Below are 20824 nucleotides of genomic sequence, written 5' to 3' on the forward strand. Positions count from 1 at the left end.
TTAACCATTAACCATTAACTACTCTAGGTTTATATTTTGCTGCAATATTTGCAATAACGCTAATATGCTCTGGTGATGTTCCGCAACAACCTCCAATAATATTAATTAAATCTTTCTTTAAATATTCTTCTATTTGTTCTCCCATTTCTTCAGGAGTTTCATCATATTCTCCAAAAGCATTTGGTAAACCAGCATTTGGATGCGCAGAAATTGCAAAATCTGTTTTATTTGCGATTGCTTGTAAATGAGGTTGCAATAAATTGGCTCCTAAAGCACAATTAAATCCTACAGATAATAATGGTATATGAGAAACAGATATTAAAAATGCTTCTGCCGTTTGGCCAGATAATGTTCTACCTGAAGCATCTGTAATTGTACCACTCAACATTATTGGAATATCGATATTTCTTTCTTCTTTTACTTGCTCTACGGCAAATAAAGCTGCTTTTGCGTTTAAAGTATCAAACACCGTTTCTATCAATAACAAATCTGCGCCACCATCTAATAAAGCTTCTGTTTGTTGCTTATAAGCTATTCTTAATTCATCAAAAGTAACTGCTCTATAACCAGGATCATTTACATCTGGAGACATACTTGCCGTTCTATTTGTTGGACCTATAGAACCCGCTACAAAACGTGGTTTATGTGGCTCTTTGGCTGTAAAGGCATCTGCAACTTCTTTGGCTATTTTTGCAGATTGATAATTTAATTCATACACCAAATCTTCCATCTGATAATCTGCCATAGCTATGGTAGTACCAGAAAAAGTATTGGTTTCTATAATATCTGCACCAGCATCAAAATACTTACCGTGAATGGTTTTTATGGCTTCTGGCTGAGTAATTGATAACAAGTCGTTATTTCCTTGTAAAGGTGTTGGATAGTCTTTAAAGCGTTCTCCTCTAAAATCTTCTTCTGTAAATTTATATGCTTGTAGCATAGTACCCATGGCACCATCTAAAACTAAAATTCGTTCTTGTAAAGCTTTGTATATATTTGACATTTTATGATATTTTTATCAATATGTCATCAGGAAAGGTAATTTTTTCGCTGTTATCTGTCTTTTAATTTTTTAAAAACTAAAAGTAGAATGTAGCACCTTTCTCAAGATATGAGAGGTTGCCAAGGCTTCAGCGGGTCTAATCCCTCTGCCTTTCGTGATAACGTATCAATAAGTTTATGAACTGAACTGCAAATAAAAGGAATATTTTTTTATTTGCAGAATCTATTTGTAAAATCTACTCCTTTTCGAATAAATTTGATGATAAATATCGATCTCCTCTATCGCAAATAATTGCAACAACAACACCTTTATCTATTGAATTTGCTACTTTTAAAGCCGTTGCAACCGCACCTCCACTACTCATTCCTGCAAAAATGCCTTCTTCTTCTGCTAAACGATGTGTTGCTTCTATAGCTTCTTCTTCACTAACCTCTAATACTTGATCTATTTTTTTAGGTTTAAAAATGGCTGGTAAATATTCTTGTGGCCATTTTCTAATTCCTGGTATTTTTGCACCATCTTTTGGCTGCACACCAATAATAGTAATATTTTTGTTTTGTTCTTTTAAATAATCAGAAACACCTGTAATGGTCCCAGTAGTTCCCATAGCAGACACAAAATGAGTTACTTCTCCTTCTGTATCTCTCCAAATTTCTGGCCCTGTTGTATTGTAATGTGCCTTTGGATTATCAAAATTATCAAACTGATTTAAACGAAAATATCCTTTCTTATACTTTAACTTTAAAGCATAATCAATTGCGCCTTCAATACCTTTATCTGCTGGAGTTAAAATTACTTTTGCCCCGTATGCTCGCATGGTTTGTACTCTTTCTTTGGTTGAGTTTTCTGGCATGGTAATAACCATATTTACCCCTAAAACCTTTGCCATTAAAGCCAATGCAATACCTGTGTTTCCACTAGTTGCTTCTACTAAAGTATCTCCTTTCTTTATATTTTTTCTTTTTATTGCTTCAGAAATCATATAATAAGCAGCTCTATCCTTAACACTTCCACCTGGGTTATTCCCTTCTAGTTTTAATAATAAAGTAACACCTTCTTTTTTAAAGATATTTCTAGCTTCTACAAGTGGTGTATTTCCAACAAAATCTATGATACTTTTAGTCTTCATCTTAATTTCTTTTTTGAAAAATATTATTTTCCGATTCTACTGTAACTACTGAATTTTCTACAACCGATTCTGTAATGCAAACATTTGCGCCTATAACAGAGTTTCTTCCAATAACAACATCTCCTCCCAAAATAGTTGCATTTGCATAAATAACAACACCACTTTCTATGGTTGGGTGTCTTTTTGTTGATGCTAAACTTTTCTTCACCTGGATTCCACCTAAAGTTACTCCTTGAAAAATTTGAACATTATCTTTAATCTGAGTTGTTTCTCCAATAACAATACCCGTTGCGTGGTCTATAAAGAATGAATCTCCTATTTCTGCTCCTGGATGAATATCTGTACCAGTTGTACTATGAGCAAACTCACTCATCATTCTTGGTAATACCGGTACTTCTTGTTTTAATAATTGGTGACTTAAACGATGCACTGCAATGGCATAAAAACCTGGATACGCTAAATAAACTTCTTCTAAACTTTTTGCGGCAGGATCATTTTTTTCTGCAGCAATAGCATCCAAATCTAATCGTTGTCTAATTTCAATAAAAGAATCTTCGAAAGCAACCCAAATATCTTCTCCATTTTCAATGGATAATCGCTCTAAGATTTTTAGGAATCTGTTTTTTGTTTGTGTACCTTTTTCCGCCAAATGATTTGCATCAAATAAATTATTGATAATATCTTTGGTAAACGTTTCTACAGCATCTCTTAAACACATGCTGTAATCTTTAAACACAATTTTTTCTTTTGTTTGCTTCATTCTTAGCCCTTAAATTTCTGGCGCTAAAGTTACTTCCAATCCTTCCATCTCTGGAGTCATTTGTATCTGACAACCTAATCTACTATTGTCTTCTACATTAAATGCTTCTGCTAACATAGCGTCTTCATCATCTGTCATTTCTGGTAATTTATTATCCGAATTCACATAACATTGACAAGAAGCACACATCGCCATTCCGCCACAAATACCAATAGTTCCTTCTTCTGCTAATTCGTAAGAACGAACAACTTCCATAAGATTCATTGCCATATCCGTAGGCGCAACCACATCATGCGTTACACCATTTCTATCAGTTATTTTTATATTGATGTCTTGCATCTACTCTTTTATTTTAAATATTCTTTCTGCAAAGTTACGTAAACCAAACAAAAATTAGTGATAACTAAAAAGGATTTAAATTCTGAAAAACTTTTTTACATACTGCAAGACTTTTAAAACCTTGCAGTATGTAAAAGTTTTATTACTCTATAGCTTTTACAACTGCTTTTGGCGCTTCTTTTCTTGTTCCATCAAAACCATCTACACCACCAACTGTTGTATATTTCATTACATACTTTTTATTTGGAAAAATACGTTTGTAAGCACTTTGACACATTAATGTTGCTTCATGGAAACCACATAAAATCAACTTTAATTTTCCTGGATAGGTGTTTACATCTCCAATAGCGTAAATTCCTGGAATATTTGTTTGATAATCTAATGCATTGTTTACTTTAATTGCATTCTTCTCAATTTCTAATCCCCAATTTGCAATAGGACCTAATTTAGGAGACAATCCAAATAAAGGAATAAAATGATCTGTATCTATAATAAAAGCATCTTCTCCTTTTTTCTCTACAGCAACACCTGTTACTTTATCAGTACCAATAATTCCTTTTACTTCTGCAGGAGTTATCATTCTAATTTTTCCTAAATTCTTTAATTCTTGTACTTTTTCAACAGAATCTAAAGCTCCTCTAAATTCGTTTCTTCGGTGAATTAAAGTTACTTCTGATGCTACATCAGTTAAGAAAACAGCCCAATCTAAAGCAGAATCTCCACCTCCAGAAATCACCACTTTTTTATCTCTGTATAATTCTGGTTCTTTAATAATATATTCTACACCTTTATCTTCAAAATCTGCAATATTAGGTATTAATGGTTTTCTTGGCTCAAAAGAACCTAAACCACCCGCAATTGCAACAATTTTAGCATGGTGTTTTGTTCCTTTATTGGTGGTAACAATAAAAGTTCCGTCTTCTTGTTTGTCAATAGTTTCTGCTCTTTCTCCTAAAGTAAAACCAGGCTCAAATTGCTTTGTTTGTTCTATTAACTTATGTGTTAAATCTCCTGCTAAAATTTCTGGATATGCAGGAATATCATAAATTGGTTTCTTTGGATAAATTTCAGAACATTGCCCACCTGGTTGTGGTAATGCATCAATTAAATGACATTTTAGTTTTAATAAACCTGCTTCAAAAACGGTAAATAGGCCTGTTGGTCCTGCTCCAATAATTAGTATATCTGTTGTAATCATCTTAAGATTCTTTTTTCTCTATTAATCCTTTGGTAAATTCGTTTAGTGTTTCCACTTTTTGTTCGAAATCTCCTTTTATTGTTTTTCTAAATTCGTTTAAATTCTTTACCAAATCGTCTACATTTTCAGGAAGTACATCCTCAAAAAACTGACGCAACCTTTTGGCTGTTGTTGGCGATTTTCCGTTGGTAGAAATGGCTACTTTTACATTTCCTTTGGTTACAATTCCACCCATATAAAAATCGCAATATGGTGGGTTATCTGCAACATTTACCAAAATACTTCGCTCTCTACAATGTTTATAAACCTTTTCATTTACTTTAGGAAACTCTGTTGTTGCTACAACAATATGTTTACCTTTTAAGTAACGTTTATGATATTTTTCGTTGATAAATTTTACGTTTCCTTTTGCTGCTAATATTTTGGTTCCTTCTCTAAACATAGGCGAAACCATCGTTACATTTGCATCTGGACTCGATTTTAACAAGAAATTTAATTTTTCTTCTGCCACAAAACCTCCTCCAATAATTAAAACTTGAAGGTTTTTTGTTTTTAAAAAAATAGGATATAAATTATTTCTTTCTATAATCATTTAATCTAACTTCCAATTTTTAATACTCTTTTTTTTACACTGTTAATGTACTTTCCGTTAGAAGGGTACACTCTATTCTTATTCATATTATTTACTACAAGAGCAACTAAAAATAAAATAAGAGTTCCTGTTAGTACTGGTGAAAGTACATACATATAACTTAATGATTTAATTTTTTCCGTACCAATTATTACTATTAACGCTGTAGCCCCACCAGGTGGATGCAACGTTTTTGTGCATTGCATTAAAATAATTGAAAATGAAACAGCTAATGGTGCTGCAATCCAAATTATGTTTGGCACTAAATTATAGACTGTTACCCCTACAATTGCTGATAATACATGACCTCCTATTAAATTTCTAGGTTGAGCCAAAGGACTTTGTTCTGCTCCATATATTAAAACACAGGAAGCTCCAAAAGAACCAATTAAAAAAACATTTTCTATATCTGATAAATAAAATGATTGTATAAATGCAATTAGTCCTATACCAAAAAAAGCCCCTATAAACGACCAAAAACCTTCTCTATAATTAAGTGAAGTTTCTTTATAGACAACATATTTTGTTATCCTAATAGATCTTTTAACTTTTTCCTTTATCATTACCTACAAATTATATAGCCCCTTTTAAAACTTCTTTTTCACGGACTTTATTTAACAGGTCTCTGTGCTTTACCACTTCTCCCAACACAATAATTGCAGGGTTTTTTAATTCATTATCAGCAACAATTTTCTCTATAGTATCAACCGTCCCTATTCCTATTTTTTCTCTAGAAGTAGTTCCTCTTTGAATAATTGCAACTGGTAAATTATTTTTACCTTCTGCCTGAAATAATTTTACAATTTGAGGCAATTTACTCATCCCCATTAAAACAACTATAGTTGCGTTAGACTTTGCAGCCAACTCAATATCATTAGATATTTTATGATCTTTTGTGGTTCCTGTAATTACCCAAAAACTTTCTGCACTACCACGTTTTGTAAGAGGTATATTTTGATAAGCCGCAACTGCAATTGATGATGAAATTCCTGGAACAACCGCTGTTTCTAACCCAAAACTAGCTGCATATTCCATTTCTTCTGCACCTCGTCCAAAAATAAACGGATCGCCACCTTTTAAACGAACCACGTGTCCGCTTGCTTTTGCTTTTTCAACAATCAATTCATTAATTTGTTCTTGCTGATATTTATAGCAACCTCTTCGCTTACCTACAAAAATTTGTTCTGCTTCTGGGTTTATATATGCTAATAGTTCTTCATTTACCAAAGCATCGTATAAAACTATATCAGCAGTTTTTAAAACCTTTATGGCTTTTACTGTAATTAAATCTATATCTCCAGGGCCTGCGCCTACAACGGTTAACTTTGGTGTTTTAAAACTCATCTTATTCCTTTATTGCTTATTATGCAATTGCTGTTTCAGCTTTTCTAAAAGCTCTTACTTTTTGTAAAAAAGTATTTGCATCATTTATATACTTCTTTGCAAATTCTTCTGTTGGAGCAAATTTATTAATTTGATATATCAATTCAGCAAAAGAAGACCCTAAATCTATTTTTTCTGATGAAATAAACTCCTCATCAAATTGAGATATAATACCTGCGTGTGTATTTGTTTTCTTATCTGCCGCTAATAATGATGCTTTAGCAGAATTTACAATAGACTGATACGCATAATAAATAGCCCCAGAATATACTTTGTTTTCAAAAGCTTCTTTAGCATTGTCTATTTTCTCATCACTTTCTAAAAATAAAGTAGCAATTAAATCGATAACAACACCTGCACACTCTCCAATACCTATTTCTTTTACATATTTATCTGCTTCTCCCCAATCGATAAAATCTTCTTGAGTTAAATTAGTAACGTCTTGTAAATCATTTAATAAATCATAAAAATAACGTTCTCCTGTTACTTTATAATACTCTACAAATGATTTTCCATTAGCATTCGCTTCAAAATCATTAAAAATTCTACGCAATGCCTCTGGCCCTCTTTTACTTGGTACTTTTACTACTTTATCTGCAAACAATGCATTTCCGTTTCCTAAGTTTCCTCCACCTAATAAAACTTGTAACGCTGGCGCTACTAATTTATCTGGTGTTCTAACTGTCATTCCCTGAAAACCGATGTTTGCCATATTGTGTTGTCCACAAGCATTCATACAACCACTAATCTTAATTACAAGATCTTCGTTTTTTAAGTACTGAGGATATTCTGCTGCAATTACTTTTTCTAATTCTGCTGCAATACCAGTACTACTTGCAATACCTAAATTACAAGTATCGGTTCCTGGACATGCAGTAATATCTATCGCTTTATTATAACCTGCTTCTACAAAACCTAATTTTTCTAATTCTTGATAAAATAAAGGAACTAAATCTTCTTTTACAAAAGGAATTACAATATTCTGACGCAAGGTTAAACGAATTTCTCCAGCGGCATATGTATCAACTAAATCTGCTAATAAACGTGCTTTATCTGTATAAAAATCTCCTAATAAAACTTTAATTCCAATTGCAACATATCCTGCTTGCTTCTGCGGAATAATGTTGGTTGATTTCCATAAATCAAATGCTTCTTGATTTTTAACCTCAACTTTTGGAGCTTCCACAGAAACCGGTGTTGAAGCCACATAACTATCAGCATCAATTGCAACTGTTTTTAACTCAATTGCTTTTTGTTCTTGTTCAACTAATTCTTTAAAAGCTTCTAAACCGATGTCTTTTAATAAGAATTTCATTCTAGCTTTAGCCCTACTTTTACGCTCACCATAACGATCAAAAACTCTTAAAACACCTTCCATTACTGGAATAATTTTATCGGCAGCTAAAAACTCATACAAAGTTTCTGCGTGTCTTGGCTGAGAACCTAATCCTCCAGCAACCATCACTTTAAAACCTCTTACACCGTTTTCTTTTTTAGCTATAAAACCTAAATCATGTAAATAAGATAAACCTGTATCTTCATCTGTAGAAGAAAAAGAAACTTTAAATTTACGTCCCATTTCTTGACAAATAGGGTTACGTAAAAAGAATTTATACAAAGCATCTGCATACGGAGAAACATCAAAAGGTTCGTTTACATCTATACCTGCAGTTTCTGATGCTGTTACATTTCTAACAACATTACCACAAGCCTCACGCAACGTAACCTCATCTTTTTCTAATTCTGCCCATAATTCTGGCGTTCTTTGTAAATCTACATAGTGAATCTGAATATCTTGACGTGTTGTTATATGCAATCTTCCTCTAGAGTACTCATCAGAAACTTCAGAAATTCTTCGTAGTTGATTACTCATTACTTTACCATAAGGCAATTTAATACGAATCATTTGCACGCCTTCTTGACGCTGACCGTAAACACCTCTTGCTAAACGTAAACTTCTAAATTTTTCTTCATCTATTTCTAGATTATTAAATTTCGCAATTTTATCTGCTAATTCAATAATATCTTTCTCTACAACTTGATTTTCTATTTCTGTTCTAAAACTTTGCATACTTATTTAGTATTAAGTAGTTAATAAAAAGTATTAAGGAATTTAATACTTCAACTTTTCTACAATATATTTTACTTTGTACTATCTACTTTATTCTTAAATCTTTTTTACTTGATAAAACCTACTCCTACTGTATTGTTTGTTTTGGGGTCGATTAAAATAAAAGATCCATTGGATTTATTATTTTTATAAGAATCAAACAACAATGGTTTACTCAATTTTAATTGAATATCTCCAATTTGATTTAACACCAATTCTGATGGATTTTCTTCAATACCAGAAAAATCAGTTTTTATAATACTAGACAACTGGGTGATTTTTGCTTGCGCATCATTTACACCATGCTTTATATAATATTTTTGAGACGCTTGTAAAGGCTCTTTATCCATCCAACAAATAGTTGCATCTAATTGTTTTGCAATTGTTGGCTCTTCATTTACTTTTACCAACATATCTCCTCTACTTACATTTACATTATCTTCTAAAGTAATGGTAACAGAACTTCCTCTTTTTGCAGTATTAAATTCTTTATCGAAGAAATTAATACTCTTAATCTTAGATTTTGTTTGAGAAGGTAAAACCGCAATTTCATCTCCAACAGATAAATCTCCTCCGTAAATTTTACCAGCATACCCTCTAAAATCGTGATATTCTTCCGTTTTAGGTCTGATAACTGTTTGCACAGGAAAACGAACTTGAGAATCATCTGCAATATCTTCTGTATCTAATTTTTCTAAATGATGCATTAAAGTTTCACCTTTATACCAAGGCGTATTTTCTGATTTATGTACCACATTATCTCCTTGTAAAGCAGACATTGGAATAAACGTTAAATTCTGACCTTTATACTCACTTTTACTTGCTAAATATTCTATTTCGCTTTTAATGGTATTGTATTTCTCTTCAGAAAAATCAACTAAATCCATTTTATTTATTGCAATTACAACGTCTTTAATTCTCAATAAATTATTGATAAAAAAGTGTCTGTAAGTTTGTTCTATAACTCCGTTTCTTGCATCAATTAAAACAATAGAAGCTTGTGCTGTAGAAGCACCCGTAACCATGTTTCTTGTATACTCTATATGACCTGGAGTATCTGCAATTATGAAACTTTTTGATGGTGTAGAAAAATAGATATGTGCAACATCAATTGTAATTCCTTGTTCACGTTCTGCAACCAAACCATCTGTTGCTAAAGAAAAATCTAAATAGTCAAAACCACGTTGTCTACTTTTTTCTTCTATTGCTTCTAATTTATCGTCAGTCAATGATTTTGTATCGTATAAAATACGACCAATTAAGGTACTCTTACCATCATCTACACTTCCTGCTGTTGCTATTTTTAGTACTTTCATTTTTTAATGCTTTATGCTTTAAGCTTTAGGCTTTAGGCAACTTGTGTTATCTAATTTGTTTTTTGCTTTAAGCTTATTGCTTATAGCATAAAATTTGTTTCACAAATTTTAGAAATACCCTTGTTGTTTTCTTTTTTCCATTGCTGCTTCAGAACGTTTATCATCTATTCTTGCGCCTCTTTCTGAAATTGAAGAATCTCTAATTTCTTCTACAACTTTTGCAATATCGACTGCGTCGGATAAAACTGCTGCTGTACAACTCATATCTCCAACGGTTCTAAAACGAACCATTCTTTCTTCTACTACTTCTTCTTTATCTCTAAAAACAACTTCATCATCTGCAGACCAGATCATTCCGTCTCTTACAAAGATTTTTCTTTTGTGTGCAAAATAGATTGATGGAATTTCGATATTTTCTTGTTCTATATAAGACCAAACGTCTAATTCGGTCCAATTAGAAATTGGAAAAACACGTACATTCTGACCTAAATCTATGCGACCATTTAACATATCGAAAACCTCTGGACGTTGGTTTTTTTCATCCCACTGACCAAAATCATCTCTTACAGAAAAGATTCTTTCTTTTGCTCTTGCTTTTTCTTCATCTCTTCTTGCTCCTCCAATACATGCATCAAAACCAAACTCTTCTATAGCGTCTAACAACGTTTCTGTTTGCAACATATTTCTACTTGCATATCTACCCGTTTCTTCTTTTACTCTACCAGAATCTATATTGTCTTGTACATTTCTTACAATTAACTCAACACCTAATTCTTTTGCTAAACGATCTCTAAATTCAATTGTTTCAGGAAAGTTATGACCTGTATCAATATGCATTAAAGGGAAAGGAATTTTTGCAGGATAAAATGCTTTTTGTGCTAAACGTACTAAAGTTATACTGTCTTTTCCTCCAGAAAATAATAGAACAGGTTTTTCAAACTGTGCTACTACTTCTCTAAAAATAAAAATTGCTTCACTTTCTAAAGCATCTACTTGTATTGTTTCTTGACTCATAATTATATGTCTTTTAGATATGTAAACCACATTCTCGGTTACTTTCTACTTTTGTTGGATCGAAATATGTAAACTCATTTGGTAAATTTCTCTCTACTAAATAAGCGTCTAATTCTTCATCTGTAAAATTATAAAATGGACTTACTTTTACTACTCCATCTTTACTTTGAGAAACAATATCTATACTGTTTCTAAATGCAGTTTGACCTTTTCTTAAATTTGTAAACCACACATCTGGTTGATGCTCTTTCATTGCTCTAGAAAATGGTTCTAATTTAACCTGCTCTGTAAACAGCACATGTTTTGGGTCTTCTACCGAAGGAACTCCTAAAACAACGTTTCTATGAGAAGCTGTTTGTTTTGGCGTGTATAAATGAATGTTTAAATTCAGTTTTTCTATAATATCTTCTGCATGCTTATACGTTTGCACAGTATTGTAACCGGTGTCGCACCAAATTACCTTAATGTCTTTTTGTACATCTGTAACAGCTTTTAAAATAGCAACTTCATAAGGTCTAAAGTTTGTTGTTATTACAGGATTTTTAGCAAAAGAAATAGCCCAAGAAATAATTTCTGCTGGACTTTTACCTTTAAGGTCTTTATTTATTTTATCTAAATCTAGGTTCATTATTTTCCCCATTTTATTTTGTTCCATATCCTTTCGTGAAAGAAATATAAAATTAGTTTTGTTACAAAATCTACTGATGCTATTGAAGTTGCCAGAGCAATTTCTCCTGTTAACACATAAGACACTATTAAAGTATCTAACGTTCCAACAACTCTCCAACTTAATGCCTTTAGCACACTTCGTAAAGGTTTTTCGGAAGTTTTATCTTTCTCAAAACCTTTACTCTGTGCTTTTTTGCTAAAAATGATTTGGTCTAAAATCATAAAAAAAATTAATTCAAATAATTATCCTACTGCTTTAGTAGGGTATGCAAACATACATCAATTCTATATAAAAAGTCGAGATTAATTCTTAAAAATTACTTAAACCCTATAGATTTAGTAGATTAATAAAAAATAGGCATGAAAATTATGAATTTTTAACTACTACAAGGATATAGTAATAGAAATATTATAAAGCCCTTGTAAAAACGTAATAATAAGTATAAAACACAAAGGAACCTACCAATAAAAAGGGCCATTAATTGGTTGTTTATTCTTGGTAAAGACAATAATAAAAGGAATTGAAAGGTTGTTTTTTAGCAGCTACATAAATCTGCCAAAGTAGTATTTTTAAAGATCTGCAAAGAACTATCTCTAACCTGAGCCATTAACTTATGCACTGCACAGGCGTTTTCATCAGGGCAATCGGCACATTTTTCATAAAAATTAAGACTCACACAAGGAATCATAGAAATAGGACCGTCTAAAATTCTCATAACTGTTGTCATTTGAATTTCATTGGGCTCTTTTAAAAGATAGTAACCACCACCTTTTCCTTTTTTAGAAGCTAACAATCCGTTTTTACGAAGCGTTAACAAAATACTTTCTAAAAATTTTAAAGAAATATTTTCACTTTGAGATATGGTAGCAATAGCAACAGGAGCTTTATTTTCCTGTCTTGCCAAATAGGTAAGTGCTTTAATTCCGTATTTTGTCTTTTTTGATAGCATTCTACAAAAATACGTAAATAAAAATGATTACTATAGTAAAATAGTAGGATACACTTTTAGAGTAAAAAAACACGAATTACAGGAATAGAAACCTCTGTAATTCGTGTTCTTTTTATAAATTTTATTTATTACAATGCTAACGCTTGTTTAATATCTGCGATAATATCATCTGCATGTTCTAAACCAACAGAAACACGCACCAAACCATCTGTAATACCAACCTCTAACCTGTCTTCTAAAGACAATCTACCGTGTGTTGTAGATGAAGGATGTGTAACGATTGTTCTAGTATCACCTAAATTGGCAGATAATGAACACATTTTTATTTTATCTAAAAATGCCCTTCCAGCATCAATTCCTTCTTTAATTTCAAAAGCAACAATGTTTCCTCCTAATTTCATTTGATTTTTAGCCACTTCATATTGAGGATGTGATTTTAAAAATGGATATTTTACAAATTCCACATTTTCATTACCCTCTAAAAAAGCAGCCACTTTTAAAGCATTTTCACAATGTTTTTCTACTCTTATAGATAAGGTTTCTAAACTTTTTGATAAAACCCAAGCGTTAAAAGGAGACATTGCAGGACCAGTATTTCTTGCAAAAAGATAAATTTCTCGCATTAAATCTGCTCTACCAACAGTTACACCACCTAAAACTCTTCCTTGACCGTCAATTAATTTAGTTGCAGAATGTATTACTAAATCTGCTCCGAATTTTATAGGCTGCTGAATGTATGGTGTTGCAAAGCAATTATCAACAATAAAAATAAGGTTGTGCTTTTTTGCAATTTTACCAATTAAATCTAAATCTAAAATATCTACAGCAGGGTTTGTTGGTGTTTCTATATAAAGAATCTTTGTATTTTCTTTTATCAAACTTTCTACCAAGTCAACTTCATCAACCTTAAAATAAGAGGTTTCTATATTCCATTTTGGTAAAAACTTGGTAAACATACTATGTGTAGATCCAAAAACAGATCTACAAGAAACTACATGATCGCCTGCGTTTAACAAAGCAGCAAATGATGAAAAAATTGCAGACATTCCGGTTGCAAAAGCATAACCTGCTTCTGCTCCTTCCATCGCTACAATTTTATCTACAAATTCCGTTGTATTTGGGTTTGTAAAACGACTGTATAAATTACGTTCTTTTTCTTCTGCGAAGGATGCACGCATGTCTTCTGCATCATCAAAAACAAAACTTGATGTTAAATATAAGGGTGTAGAATGTTCAGAAAACTGACTTCTTTCTGTTTGATTTCTAATTGCTTCTGTTTCGAAATGTTTTTTCATTATTATGGTTTTTGGTTAATGGTTTTTGGTTGATGGTTTTAACTAATAACCAACAACTATAAACTAAAAACCACTTTTAGTTATTATGTTTTGCTAATCTTAAAATATCTCCAAAAACACCTCTTGCAGTTACACTTGCTCCAGCTCCCGCTCCTTGTATTACAATTGGTTGTTCTCCGTAAGATTCTGTATAAATTTCAAAAATTGCATCAGAACCTTTTAATGAACCTAAAGGTGTACTTTTATCTGTAGAAACTAATTTCACTTCTAATTCCCCTTTATTTTGTGATAAATCTCCACTTAATTCACCAATATAACGTAAAACGTGATTTGGTTTTTGATTGTCTTTTAAAGTTTGATATTCATCATTTAACAATTCTAAATTACCTAAAAAATCGGCAACAGAACCACCTCTTAAATTTTCTGGAATTAAATTTTTAATTTCAACCTCATCAAATTCGTTTTCTAACTCTAATTCTCTTGCTAAAATTAGTAATTTTCTAGCAACATCATTTCCTCCTAAATCTTCTCTAGGATCTGGCTCTGTAAAACCTTTGTCAATTGCTTCTTTTAATATCTCTGAAAAAGGAGCGTTTTTAGCTGAAAAATTATTGAACAAATAACTTAAACTTCCTGAAAAAACGCCTCTAATCTTGGTGATGTTCTCTCCGGATTCATGTAGCAATCTAATCGTATCAATTAAAGGCAAACCTGCACCAACATTTGTTTCGTACAAGTATTGCTTTTTGTATTCTTTTAACTTTGCTCTTACTTCTTTGTAAAAATCAAAAGACAACGTATTTGCTATTTTATTACAAGACACTAAATCGAAACCAGCTTCTATAAAAGGAATGTAATTACTTACAAAATTTACATTTGCCGTGTTATCAACCATAATTAAATTCTCAAAATGGTTTGCATTTGCAAATGCAATAATATCATCAACATTTACATTTTCTTTACCATTTTCTAACAAATTTTGTTTCCAATCTTTAGAAACTCCATTTTTATTTAACAACACTTTTTTAGAGTTTGCTACAGCAAAAACATTCAGTTGAATTTTTCTTCGTTCTAAAACAGATTGTGTGTTTTCTATAATTTGATCAATCAGGGTTCCTCCAACCAAACCTTTTCCAAAAACGGCTATGTTTATTTTTTTGGTAACTCCAAAAACCTGACCATGAATTACATTTACCGCCTTGTTTAATTGATCTTTTCTAACCACCAAACTCACATTTTTACCTGTTACCGTATTATTGAATAAAACAGGTACAATTTGGTTTTTAATTAAGGCATTATAAGGATGATGAAACTCACTTAAATCTTGACCAATAATAGAAATTACAGCCACATTATTTACAATAGAAATATGATTTACATCTTGCGAATAAAAATCATTTTCGAATTCTCTTTCTAAAGCCGTAACAGCTTCTTGCGCATTATCTGCATCAATAATTAACCCAATTCCTCTTTCTGAAGAACCTTGCGCAATAATACTGATACTAATATTACGATCACTTAAAGTCTTAAAAATACGTGCATCAACCCCAACTTTACCTAACAAACCTCTACCTTCAAAATTTAATAAGGCAACGTTTTCAATAGTAGAAATAGATTTTATTCCTTTTGTTGATGATTCTGCGGTAATTAAAGTTCCTTTATCTTCTTTATTAAATGTATTTAAAATTCTAAGATTGATGTTCTTTTCTAATAAAGGAATAATGGTTTTTGCATGTAAAATAGTCGCTCCAAAATTGGCCAATTCATTCGCTTCCGAGAATGATAATTGTTCAATTTTTTTAGCATCTGCCACTAAATCTGGGTTTGCCGTAAAAATACCGCTAACATGTGTATAATTCTGTAGCTCATCAGCATCTAAATAATTAGCCAATAAAGCTGCCGTATAATTACTACCGTTTCTACCCAAAGTAGTAGTTTCTCCTTTTTTGTTTGCTGCAATAAAACCAGTAACTATATTAATTACCGAATTGTTATCCTTAAAATAACTAATTACATTTTCTTTAGAAACCGCCGTAATTGGTTGTGCATTTCCAAAGTTTTCATCTGTAATAATTAAAGATCTAGAATCTACTGCATTAGCAAAAATCTGTTCCTTTTCTAACAAACTAGCCACTAATTTTACCGATAATAATTCGCCTTGTGCTAAAACTTCATCTTTAATTTTCTGGCTATAATCTCCTAATAAAGAAACACCTTCAAAAATTATTCCTAATTTTGAAAACTCTTCAGAAAAATCAACAGCACTATTTGGCGCTAGTTGATATTCTTTAAACTCCTCAAACTTACTTTTATATTCTTTTTTTGATGCTGCTAACTCTAAAATAGCTTCTAAATCATTGGTAGAGTTCCCTCTTGCAGAAGCTACAATTGTAATTTTTACTCCGGCTTTATATTTACTTGCAATAATTTCAATTGCATTTTCCAATCCTTTGCCATTGGCTAAAGATTTTCCTCCAAATTTTAAAACTTTCATCTTCTTTTCTCTATAATCTTTATTAAAAATAGGCTCAATAATTTTCTGTAATTGGTCATATTCCATTAAAAAAGCATCATGACCATGCACCGAATTTATTTCATTATACGTAACATTATCTTTTGTTAATGCTAATTTTTTATGCGTTTCTCTGTTTTCTTCCGCAGTAAAAAACAAATCTGAATCGACCCCAATAATGTGAATATTTGCACTTACTTGATCTAAAATTTCAATATCTTTTTTCCCACCAACAGTAACGTCAATTGTTTTTAATAATTGATTCATTAATTTGTATGAAGATAATTGATACCGTTCTTGCAATGATTTACCATGATGCAACAACCAACTTTCTACATCAAAAATATCTGAATCGTCTTTTTTTGATCGATGAAAACGTTCTTTAAAAGATTCTGGTGTTCTATAACACAACATTGCGTGCATGCGAGCATCATGAACAGGATTGCTAGAATTTACTAAAAACTGTTCTTGAATCTGGCAATTTGCAATTAACCAATCTGTAGATTTCCAATCGGTTGCAATTGGCAAAAAGTGTTTGGTTAATTTGGTGTTTAAAACCATCATTTCCCAAGCAATTCCTCCTCCTAAAGATCCACCGATTAAAGCAAATAGTTTATCAATTTTTAATACTGATAATCCTTGTAAAAAAATTCTAGCAACATCTCTTGCTATAAAATCTTTATAATTTTCTATTAAAAAACCATCAAATCCATTTCCTGGAATATTGAAAGATAAAATGGAATAAACATCAGTATTTATTGCCTTTTCTTTTCCAACAATATCAATCCACCAACCATTTTCACCAGCAACATCACTATTACCCGTTAATGCATGGTTAATTAAAATAATAGGAGCATCGCCTAGCTCTTGTCCAAAAACCTGATAACTCAAATTCATTTCAGAAATTAAGGCACCAGTTTCTGTGGTAAAATCTTTTATTTTGATATGTTCTAGTTGATGTTTCAATTATTGGCTAAATTTTAAATTTATTTGTCAGTTCGAGCTCAGTCGAGAACTTATTTACTCTCATACAAAAAGCTTTCGATTGCGCTCGAACAGACATTTTTATTATATTTTTGAAAAAGCAGCTTTTAAATCTTCTTTTAAATCTTCTAAATCTTCTATACCAACAGACAATCTAATTAAATCTTGACTAACACCTGCACTTGCTTGTGCCGCTTCGTCTAATTGCTGATGCGTTGTACTTGCTGGATGAATAATTAATGATTTTGTATCACCAATATTAGCTAATAAAGAAAACACTTTTGTAGTATCTGCAATTACTTTTGCAGCTTCAAAACCTCCTTTTACACCAAAAGTTACCAAACCACTTTGTCCTTTTGGCAAATATTTATCTGCTAACGTTTTGTATTTACTACTTGCTAAACCAGGGTAATTTACCCAAGTTACTTCTTCTTGCGCTTCTAACCATGTTGCTAATGCCAGTGCATTTGCAGAATGTTGTTTAATTCTAACAGGTAAAGTCTCTAAACCTTGAATGATATTAAATGCGTTTGTAGGGCTTAAGGCTGCACCAAAATCACGTAAACCTTCTAAAATTAATTTAAAAGTAAACGCTGCTGCACCTAAAGCTTCATGATATTTTAAACCATGGTAACCTGCAGAAGGCTCTGTAAATTCTGGAAACTTACCGTTTGCCCAGTTAAAAGTTCCTGCATCAATAATTGCACCTCCTAAAGAAGTTCCTTGACCGCCAATATATTTTGTTAAAGAATGAATTACAAGATTTGCTCCGTGTTTAATTGGGTTTAATAAAGCTGGTGTTGCCACAGTATTATCTACAATAAAAGGAACCTCAGCTGCTTTAGCTTCTACAGAAATTGCTTCTAAATCTAAAACATCTAATTTAGGATTTCCTAAAGACTCTACAAAAAATGCTCTAGTATTATCTTGAACAGCTTTTTTAAATTCTGCTGGGTTAGATGCATCTACAAACGTAGTTGTAATACCTAATCTTGGTAAGGTAACACTTAATAAATTATAGGTTCCACCATATAAACTGCTAGATGCAACAATATGATCTCCTGCTTTTAAAAGCGTTAATAACCCTGTTGCAATTGCGCCTGTACCAGATGCAAAAACTACCGCTGCGATTCCGCCTTCTACAGCCGCTAAACGGTCTTGTAAAATTTGGTTTGTAGGGTTGTTTAAACGGGTGTAAATAAATCCTAATTCTTTTAATGAAAAAAGATTTGCAGCATGTTCAGAATTGTTAAAAACATACGATGTTGTTTGATAGATAGGAACGGCTCTTGTTCCTCCATTTTGTGTTACATCATGCCCTGCATGTAATGCGTTTGTTGCTAATTTGTACGTACTCATTTTTCTGTTTTTTTTTGAGTTAATTTGGCTCCTGTTTTTACAGGAATGACATTTTCAAAAGATACAAAAATATAAACTATTCTGAATCAGTTTGAGATTAAACCAAAAGTTGAATGCATCAATTTTGTTGATGTACTTACTAGAAAAATGTTATTAAGAATTATGCAAATACACGGAAGTGTAATTGTTTTTCGGTTATCTATCCAATTTCTGATAAATGAATCTGAAATTAAGTAGAATTTAGCACCTTCTTTTCCTCACGAAAAGGGTTGCTAAGGTTTCAACGGGTCTTTCCCTCCACCTTTCTTGATAACATTTCAATAAGTTATTGAACTTTGAGAATGCAAATATATGCTTAGAAAAATTTAATATCCAAGTAAAAACCAAATTATTTTTTAGAAATATAAATATCACATTAAAACTCCTTGTTTAATAATTATCAAACAAATAACAAACAATGAATTTTGTTTTATTGATAATCTCATAATAAAATATTATGCTGAAAAATTATGTTATTAGAATTTAAGCTGTAACTTTGCAAAGAATTTTAGAGGAAAAATTTGAACTGATTGCAACCTCTGATGCTGATTTTATTTTATCAGCTGAAACAAAAAATGCTAAAGCAGTAATAATCTACTACTTTTAGCGACCAACGCAATCTCTTTTCATTTTTCTTTATTCCTGTTTACACAGGATAGATAAATTTTAAGGAAACTTTATGTTTTCTATACGGGAATCATTTTTAATACTATAAAAGAAGATTTATTATGTCATATTTATTTACCTCAGAAAGTGTTTCTGAAGGACACCCAGACAAGATTGCAGATCAAATTTCTGATGCTTTAATCGATAATTTTTTAGCATTCGACAAAACAAGTAAAGTTGCTTGTGAAACAATGGTAACAACAGGTCAAGTATTTTTAGCGGGAGAAGTAAAATCTAAAACATATTTAGATGTTCAAAAAATTGCTAGAGATGTAATTAACAAAATTGGTTACACAAAAGGAGCTTATATGTTTGACGGAAACTCTTGTGGAGTTTTATCTGCCATTCATGAGCAATCTCCAGACATTAACCAAGGTGTTGATAGAGCAAACCCAGAAGAACAAGGTGCAGGAGACCAAGGAATGATGTTTGGTTACGCAACCGATGAGACAGAAAACTACATGCCTTTGGCGTTAGAATTATCTCATAGACTGTTAATTGAATTAGCTGCATTAAGAAGAGAAAACAAAGATATTCCTTATTTAAGACCAGATGCTAAAAGTCAGGTTACTATAGAGTATTCTGATGACAATGTGCCACAGAGAATTGATGCTATCGTAATTTCTACACAACATGATGATTTTGATACATCTGATGATGTAATGTTAACGAAAATCAAAAAAGATATTGTTGAAATTTTAATTCCTAGAGTTGTAGCAAAATTACCTGCTCATATTCAGAAATTATTTACAGACAATATTACTTACCACATTAACCCTACAGGTGTTTTTGTAATTGGTGGACCTCATGGAGATACTGGTTTAACAGGAAGAAAAATTATAGTTGATACCTACGGAGGAAAAGGTGCACATGGTGGTGGGGCATTTTCTGGTAAAGATCCATCTAAAGTAGATAGATCTGGAGCATATGCAACAAGACACATTGCTAAAAACTTGGTTGCTGCCGGACTTTGTAAAGAAGTTTTAGTGCAAGTTTCTTATGCAATTGGTGTTGCTAAACCAACAAGTATTAATGTTGAAACGTATGGTACAGCTACTGTAAATTTATCTGACGGAGAAATTAGTAAAATAGTAGAATCTATTTTTGATATGCGTCCTTACTTTATTGAAAAACGTTTAAAATTAAGATCTCCTATTTATTCTGAAACAGCTGCTTATGGTCACATGGGTAGAACTCCAGAAGTAAAAACAGTAACATTTACAAACCCAATGGGAGAAACTACTTCTGAAGAAGTTGAAACTTTCACTTGGGAAAAACTAGATTATGTTGATACTATAAAAGAAGCTTTTAAATTATAAAAACTTCAATATTAAAATTAAAAAAGCCTTTAGAATTTATCTTCTAAAGGCTTTTTGGTATTCCTAAATTAACGTGAGTTCGATGTAAGAAATTTTAATTAAACCTATAAAAAAAGCAGAATATTTAGTATATTAAAGTACTGAATTC

The 20824-nt window shown here is 31.6% G+C and carries 18 protein-coding genes and 2 riboswitches; of the genes, 1 reads left to right on the forward strand and 17 read right to left on the reverse strand.

Annotated elements, in window-relative coordinates:
• Positions 1–7: 7 nt before the first annotated feature.
• From GQR92_RS08625 to GQR92_RS08705, 17 genes are all read right to left on the reverse strand, one after another.
• The gene (locus tag GQR92_RS08625; protein WP_158838779.1) at positions 8–1003 is read right to left on the reverse strand and encodes a homocysteine S-methyltransferase family protein; all 996 of its coding nucleotides are present in this window, start codon (positions 1001–1003) and stop codon (positions 8–10) included.
• A 47-nt stretch (positions 1004–1050) separates the two neighbouring features.
• Positions 1051–1167: riboswitch (SAM riboswitch) on the reverse strand.
• Positions 1168–1238: 71 nt separating this feature from the next.
• A complete protein-coding gene (cysM, locus tag GQR92_RS08630) occupies positions 1239–2132 on the reverse strand; it encodes a cysteine synthase CysM (protein WP_158838781.1) in 894 nt (297 codons plus the stop codon).
• Position 2133: 1 nt separating this feature from the next.
• On the reverse strand, positions 2134–2892 hold the full coding sequence (gene epsC, locus GQR92_RS08635) for a serine O-acetyltransferase EpsC (RefSeq protein ID WP_158838783.1): 759 nt from the start codon (positions 2890–2892) through the stop codon (positions 2134–2136).
• Positions 2893–2901: 9 nt separating this feature from the next.
• Positions 2902–3231, reverse strand: a complete 330-nt coding sequence (locus GQR92_RS08640) for a 2Fe-2S iron-sulfur cluster-binding protein (RefSeq protein WP_158838784.1) — start codon at positions 3229–3231, stop codon at positions 2902–2904.
• 142 nt (positions 3232–3373) lie between these two features.
• Entirely contained in the window at positions 3374–4429 is a 1056-nt protein-coding gene (locus tag GQR92_RS08645) for an NAD(P)/FAD-dependent oxidoreductase (RefSeq protein WP_158838786.1), read from the reverse strand.
• Between the two features lies 1 nt (position 4430).
• Positions 4431–5015 carry a precorrin-2 dehydrogenase/sirohydrochlorin ferrochelatase family protein gene (locus GQR92_RS08650; protein ID WP_158842061.1) on the reverse strand — a complete coding sequence of 195 codons (585 nt, stop codon included), beginning with the start codon at positions 5013–5015 and terminating at the stop codon, positions 4431–4433.
• 11 nt (positions 5016–5026) lie between these two features.
• Positions 5027–5623, reverse strand: a complete 597-nt coding sequence (locus GQR92_RS08655; RefSeq protein WP_158838788.1) for an HPP family protein — start codon at positions 5621–5623, stop codon at positions 5027–5029.
• Between the two features lie 10 nt (positions 5624–5633).
• Positions 5634–6404 carry a uroporphyrinogen-III C-methyltransferase gene (cobA, locus tag GQR92_RS08660; RefSeq protein ID WP_158838790.1) on the reverse strand — a complete coding sequence of 257 codons (771 nt, stop codon included), beginning with the start codon at positions 6402–6404 and terminating at the stop codon, positions 5634–5636.
• 19 nt (positions 6405–6423) lie between these two features.
• Entirely contained in the window at positions 6424–8514 is a 2091-nt protein-coding gene (locus tag GQR92_RS08665) for a HEPN domain-containing protein (RefSeq protein WP_158838792.1), read from the reverse strand.
• 107 nt (positions 8515–8621) lie between these two features.
• Positions 8622–9869 (reverse strand): sulfate adenylyltransferase subunit 1, encoded by a 1248-nt coding sequence (locus GQR92_RS08670; protein WP_158838794.1) that lies wholly within the window; start codon positions 9867–9869, stop codon positions 8622–8624.
• 108 nt (positions 9870–9977) lie between these two features.
• Complete coding sequence (gene cysD / locus GQR92_RS08675; RefSeq protein ID WP_158838796.1) at positions 9978–10883, reverse strand: sulfate adenylyltransferase subunit CysD; 906 nt, start codon at positions 10881–10883, stop codon at positions 9978–9980.
• A gap of 13 nt (positions 10884–10896) precedes the next feature.
• Entirely contained in the window at positions 10897–11511 is a 615-nt protein-coding gene (locus GQR92_RS08680) for a phosphoadenosine phosphosulfate reductase domain-containing protein (RefSeq protein ID WP_158842063.1), read from the reverse strand.
• Positions 11511–11774 carry a DUF2061 domain-containing protein gene (locus tag GQR92_RS08685; RefSeq protein WP_158838797.1) on the reverse strand — a complete coding sequence of 88 codons (264 nt, stop codon included), beginning with the start codon at positions 11772–11774 and terminating at the stop codon, positions 11511–11513. Before GQR92_RS08685 ends, GQR92_RS08680 begins: the two co-directional genes overlap by 1 nt.
• Before the next feature lie 314 nt (positions 11775–12088).
• On the reverse strand, positions 12089–12502 hold the full coding sequence (locus GQR92_RS08690) for an RrF2 family transcriptional regulator (protein WP_158838799.1): 414 nt from the start codon (positions 12500–12502) through the stop codon (positions 12089–12091).
• Between the two features lie 128 nt (positions 12503–12630).
• Entirely contained in the window at positions 12631–13797 is a 1167-nt protein-coding gene (locus tag GQR92_RS08695) for a trans-sulfuration enzyme family protein (protein ID WP_158838801.1), read from the reverse strand.
• Positions 13798–13873: 76 nt separating this feature from the next.
• Positions 13874–17275, reverse strand: a complete 3402-nt coding sequence (gene thrA, locus GQR92_RS08700; protein ID WP_158838803.1) for a bifunctional aspartate kinase/homoserine dehydrogenase I — start codon at positions 17273–17275, stop codon at positions 13874–13876.
• Positions 17276–17377: 102 nt separating this feature from the next.
• Positions 17378–18652, reverse strand: a complete 1275-nt coding sequence (locus GQR92_RS08705; protein WP_158838805.1) for an O-acetylhomoserine aminocarboxypropyltransferase/cysteine synthase family protein — start codon at positions 18650–18652, stop codon at positions 17378–17380.
• Between the two features lie 192 nt (positions 18653–18844).
• Positions 18845–18968: riboswitch (SAM riboswitch) on the reverse strand.
• Positions 18969–19419: 451 nt separating this feature from the next.
• On the opposite strand from GQR92_RS08705, the gene metK reads away from it, so the two are divergent.
• The gene (gene metK, locus GQR92_RS08710) at positions 19420–20676 is read left to right on the forward strand and encodes a methionine adenosyltransferase (protein WP_158838807.1); all 1257 of its coding nucleotides are present in this window, start codon (positions 19420–19422) and stop codon (positions 20674–20676) included.
• The last annotated feature ends 148 nt before the right edge of the window (positions 20677–20824 follow it).

Origin of the sequence: Polaribacter sp. L3A8 (assembly GCF_009796785.1) — a bacterium.
Classification (GTDB): Bacteria; Bacteroidota; Bacteroidia; order Flavobacteriales; family Flavobacteriaceae; genus Polaribacter.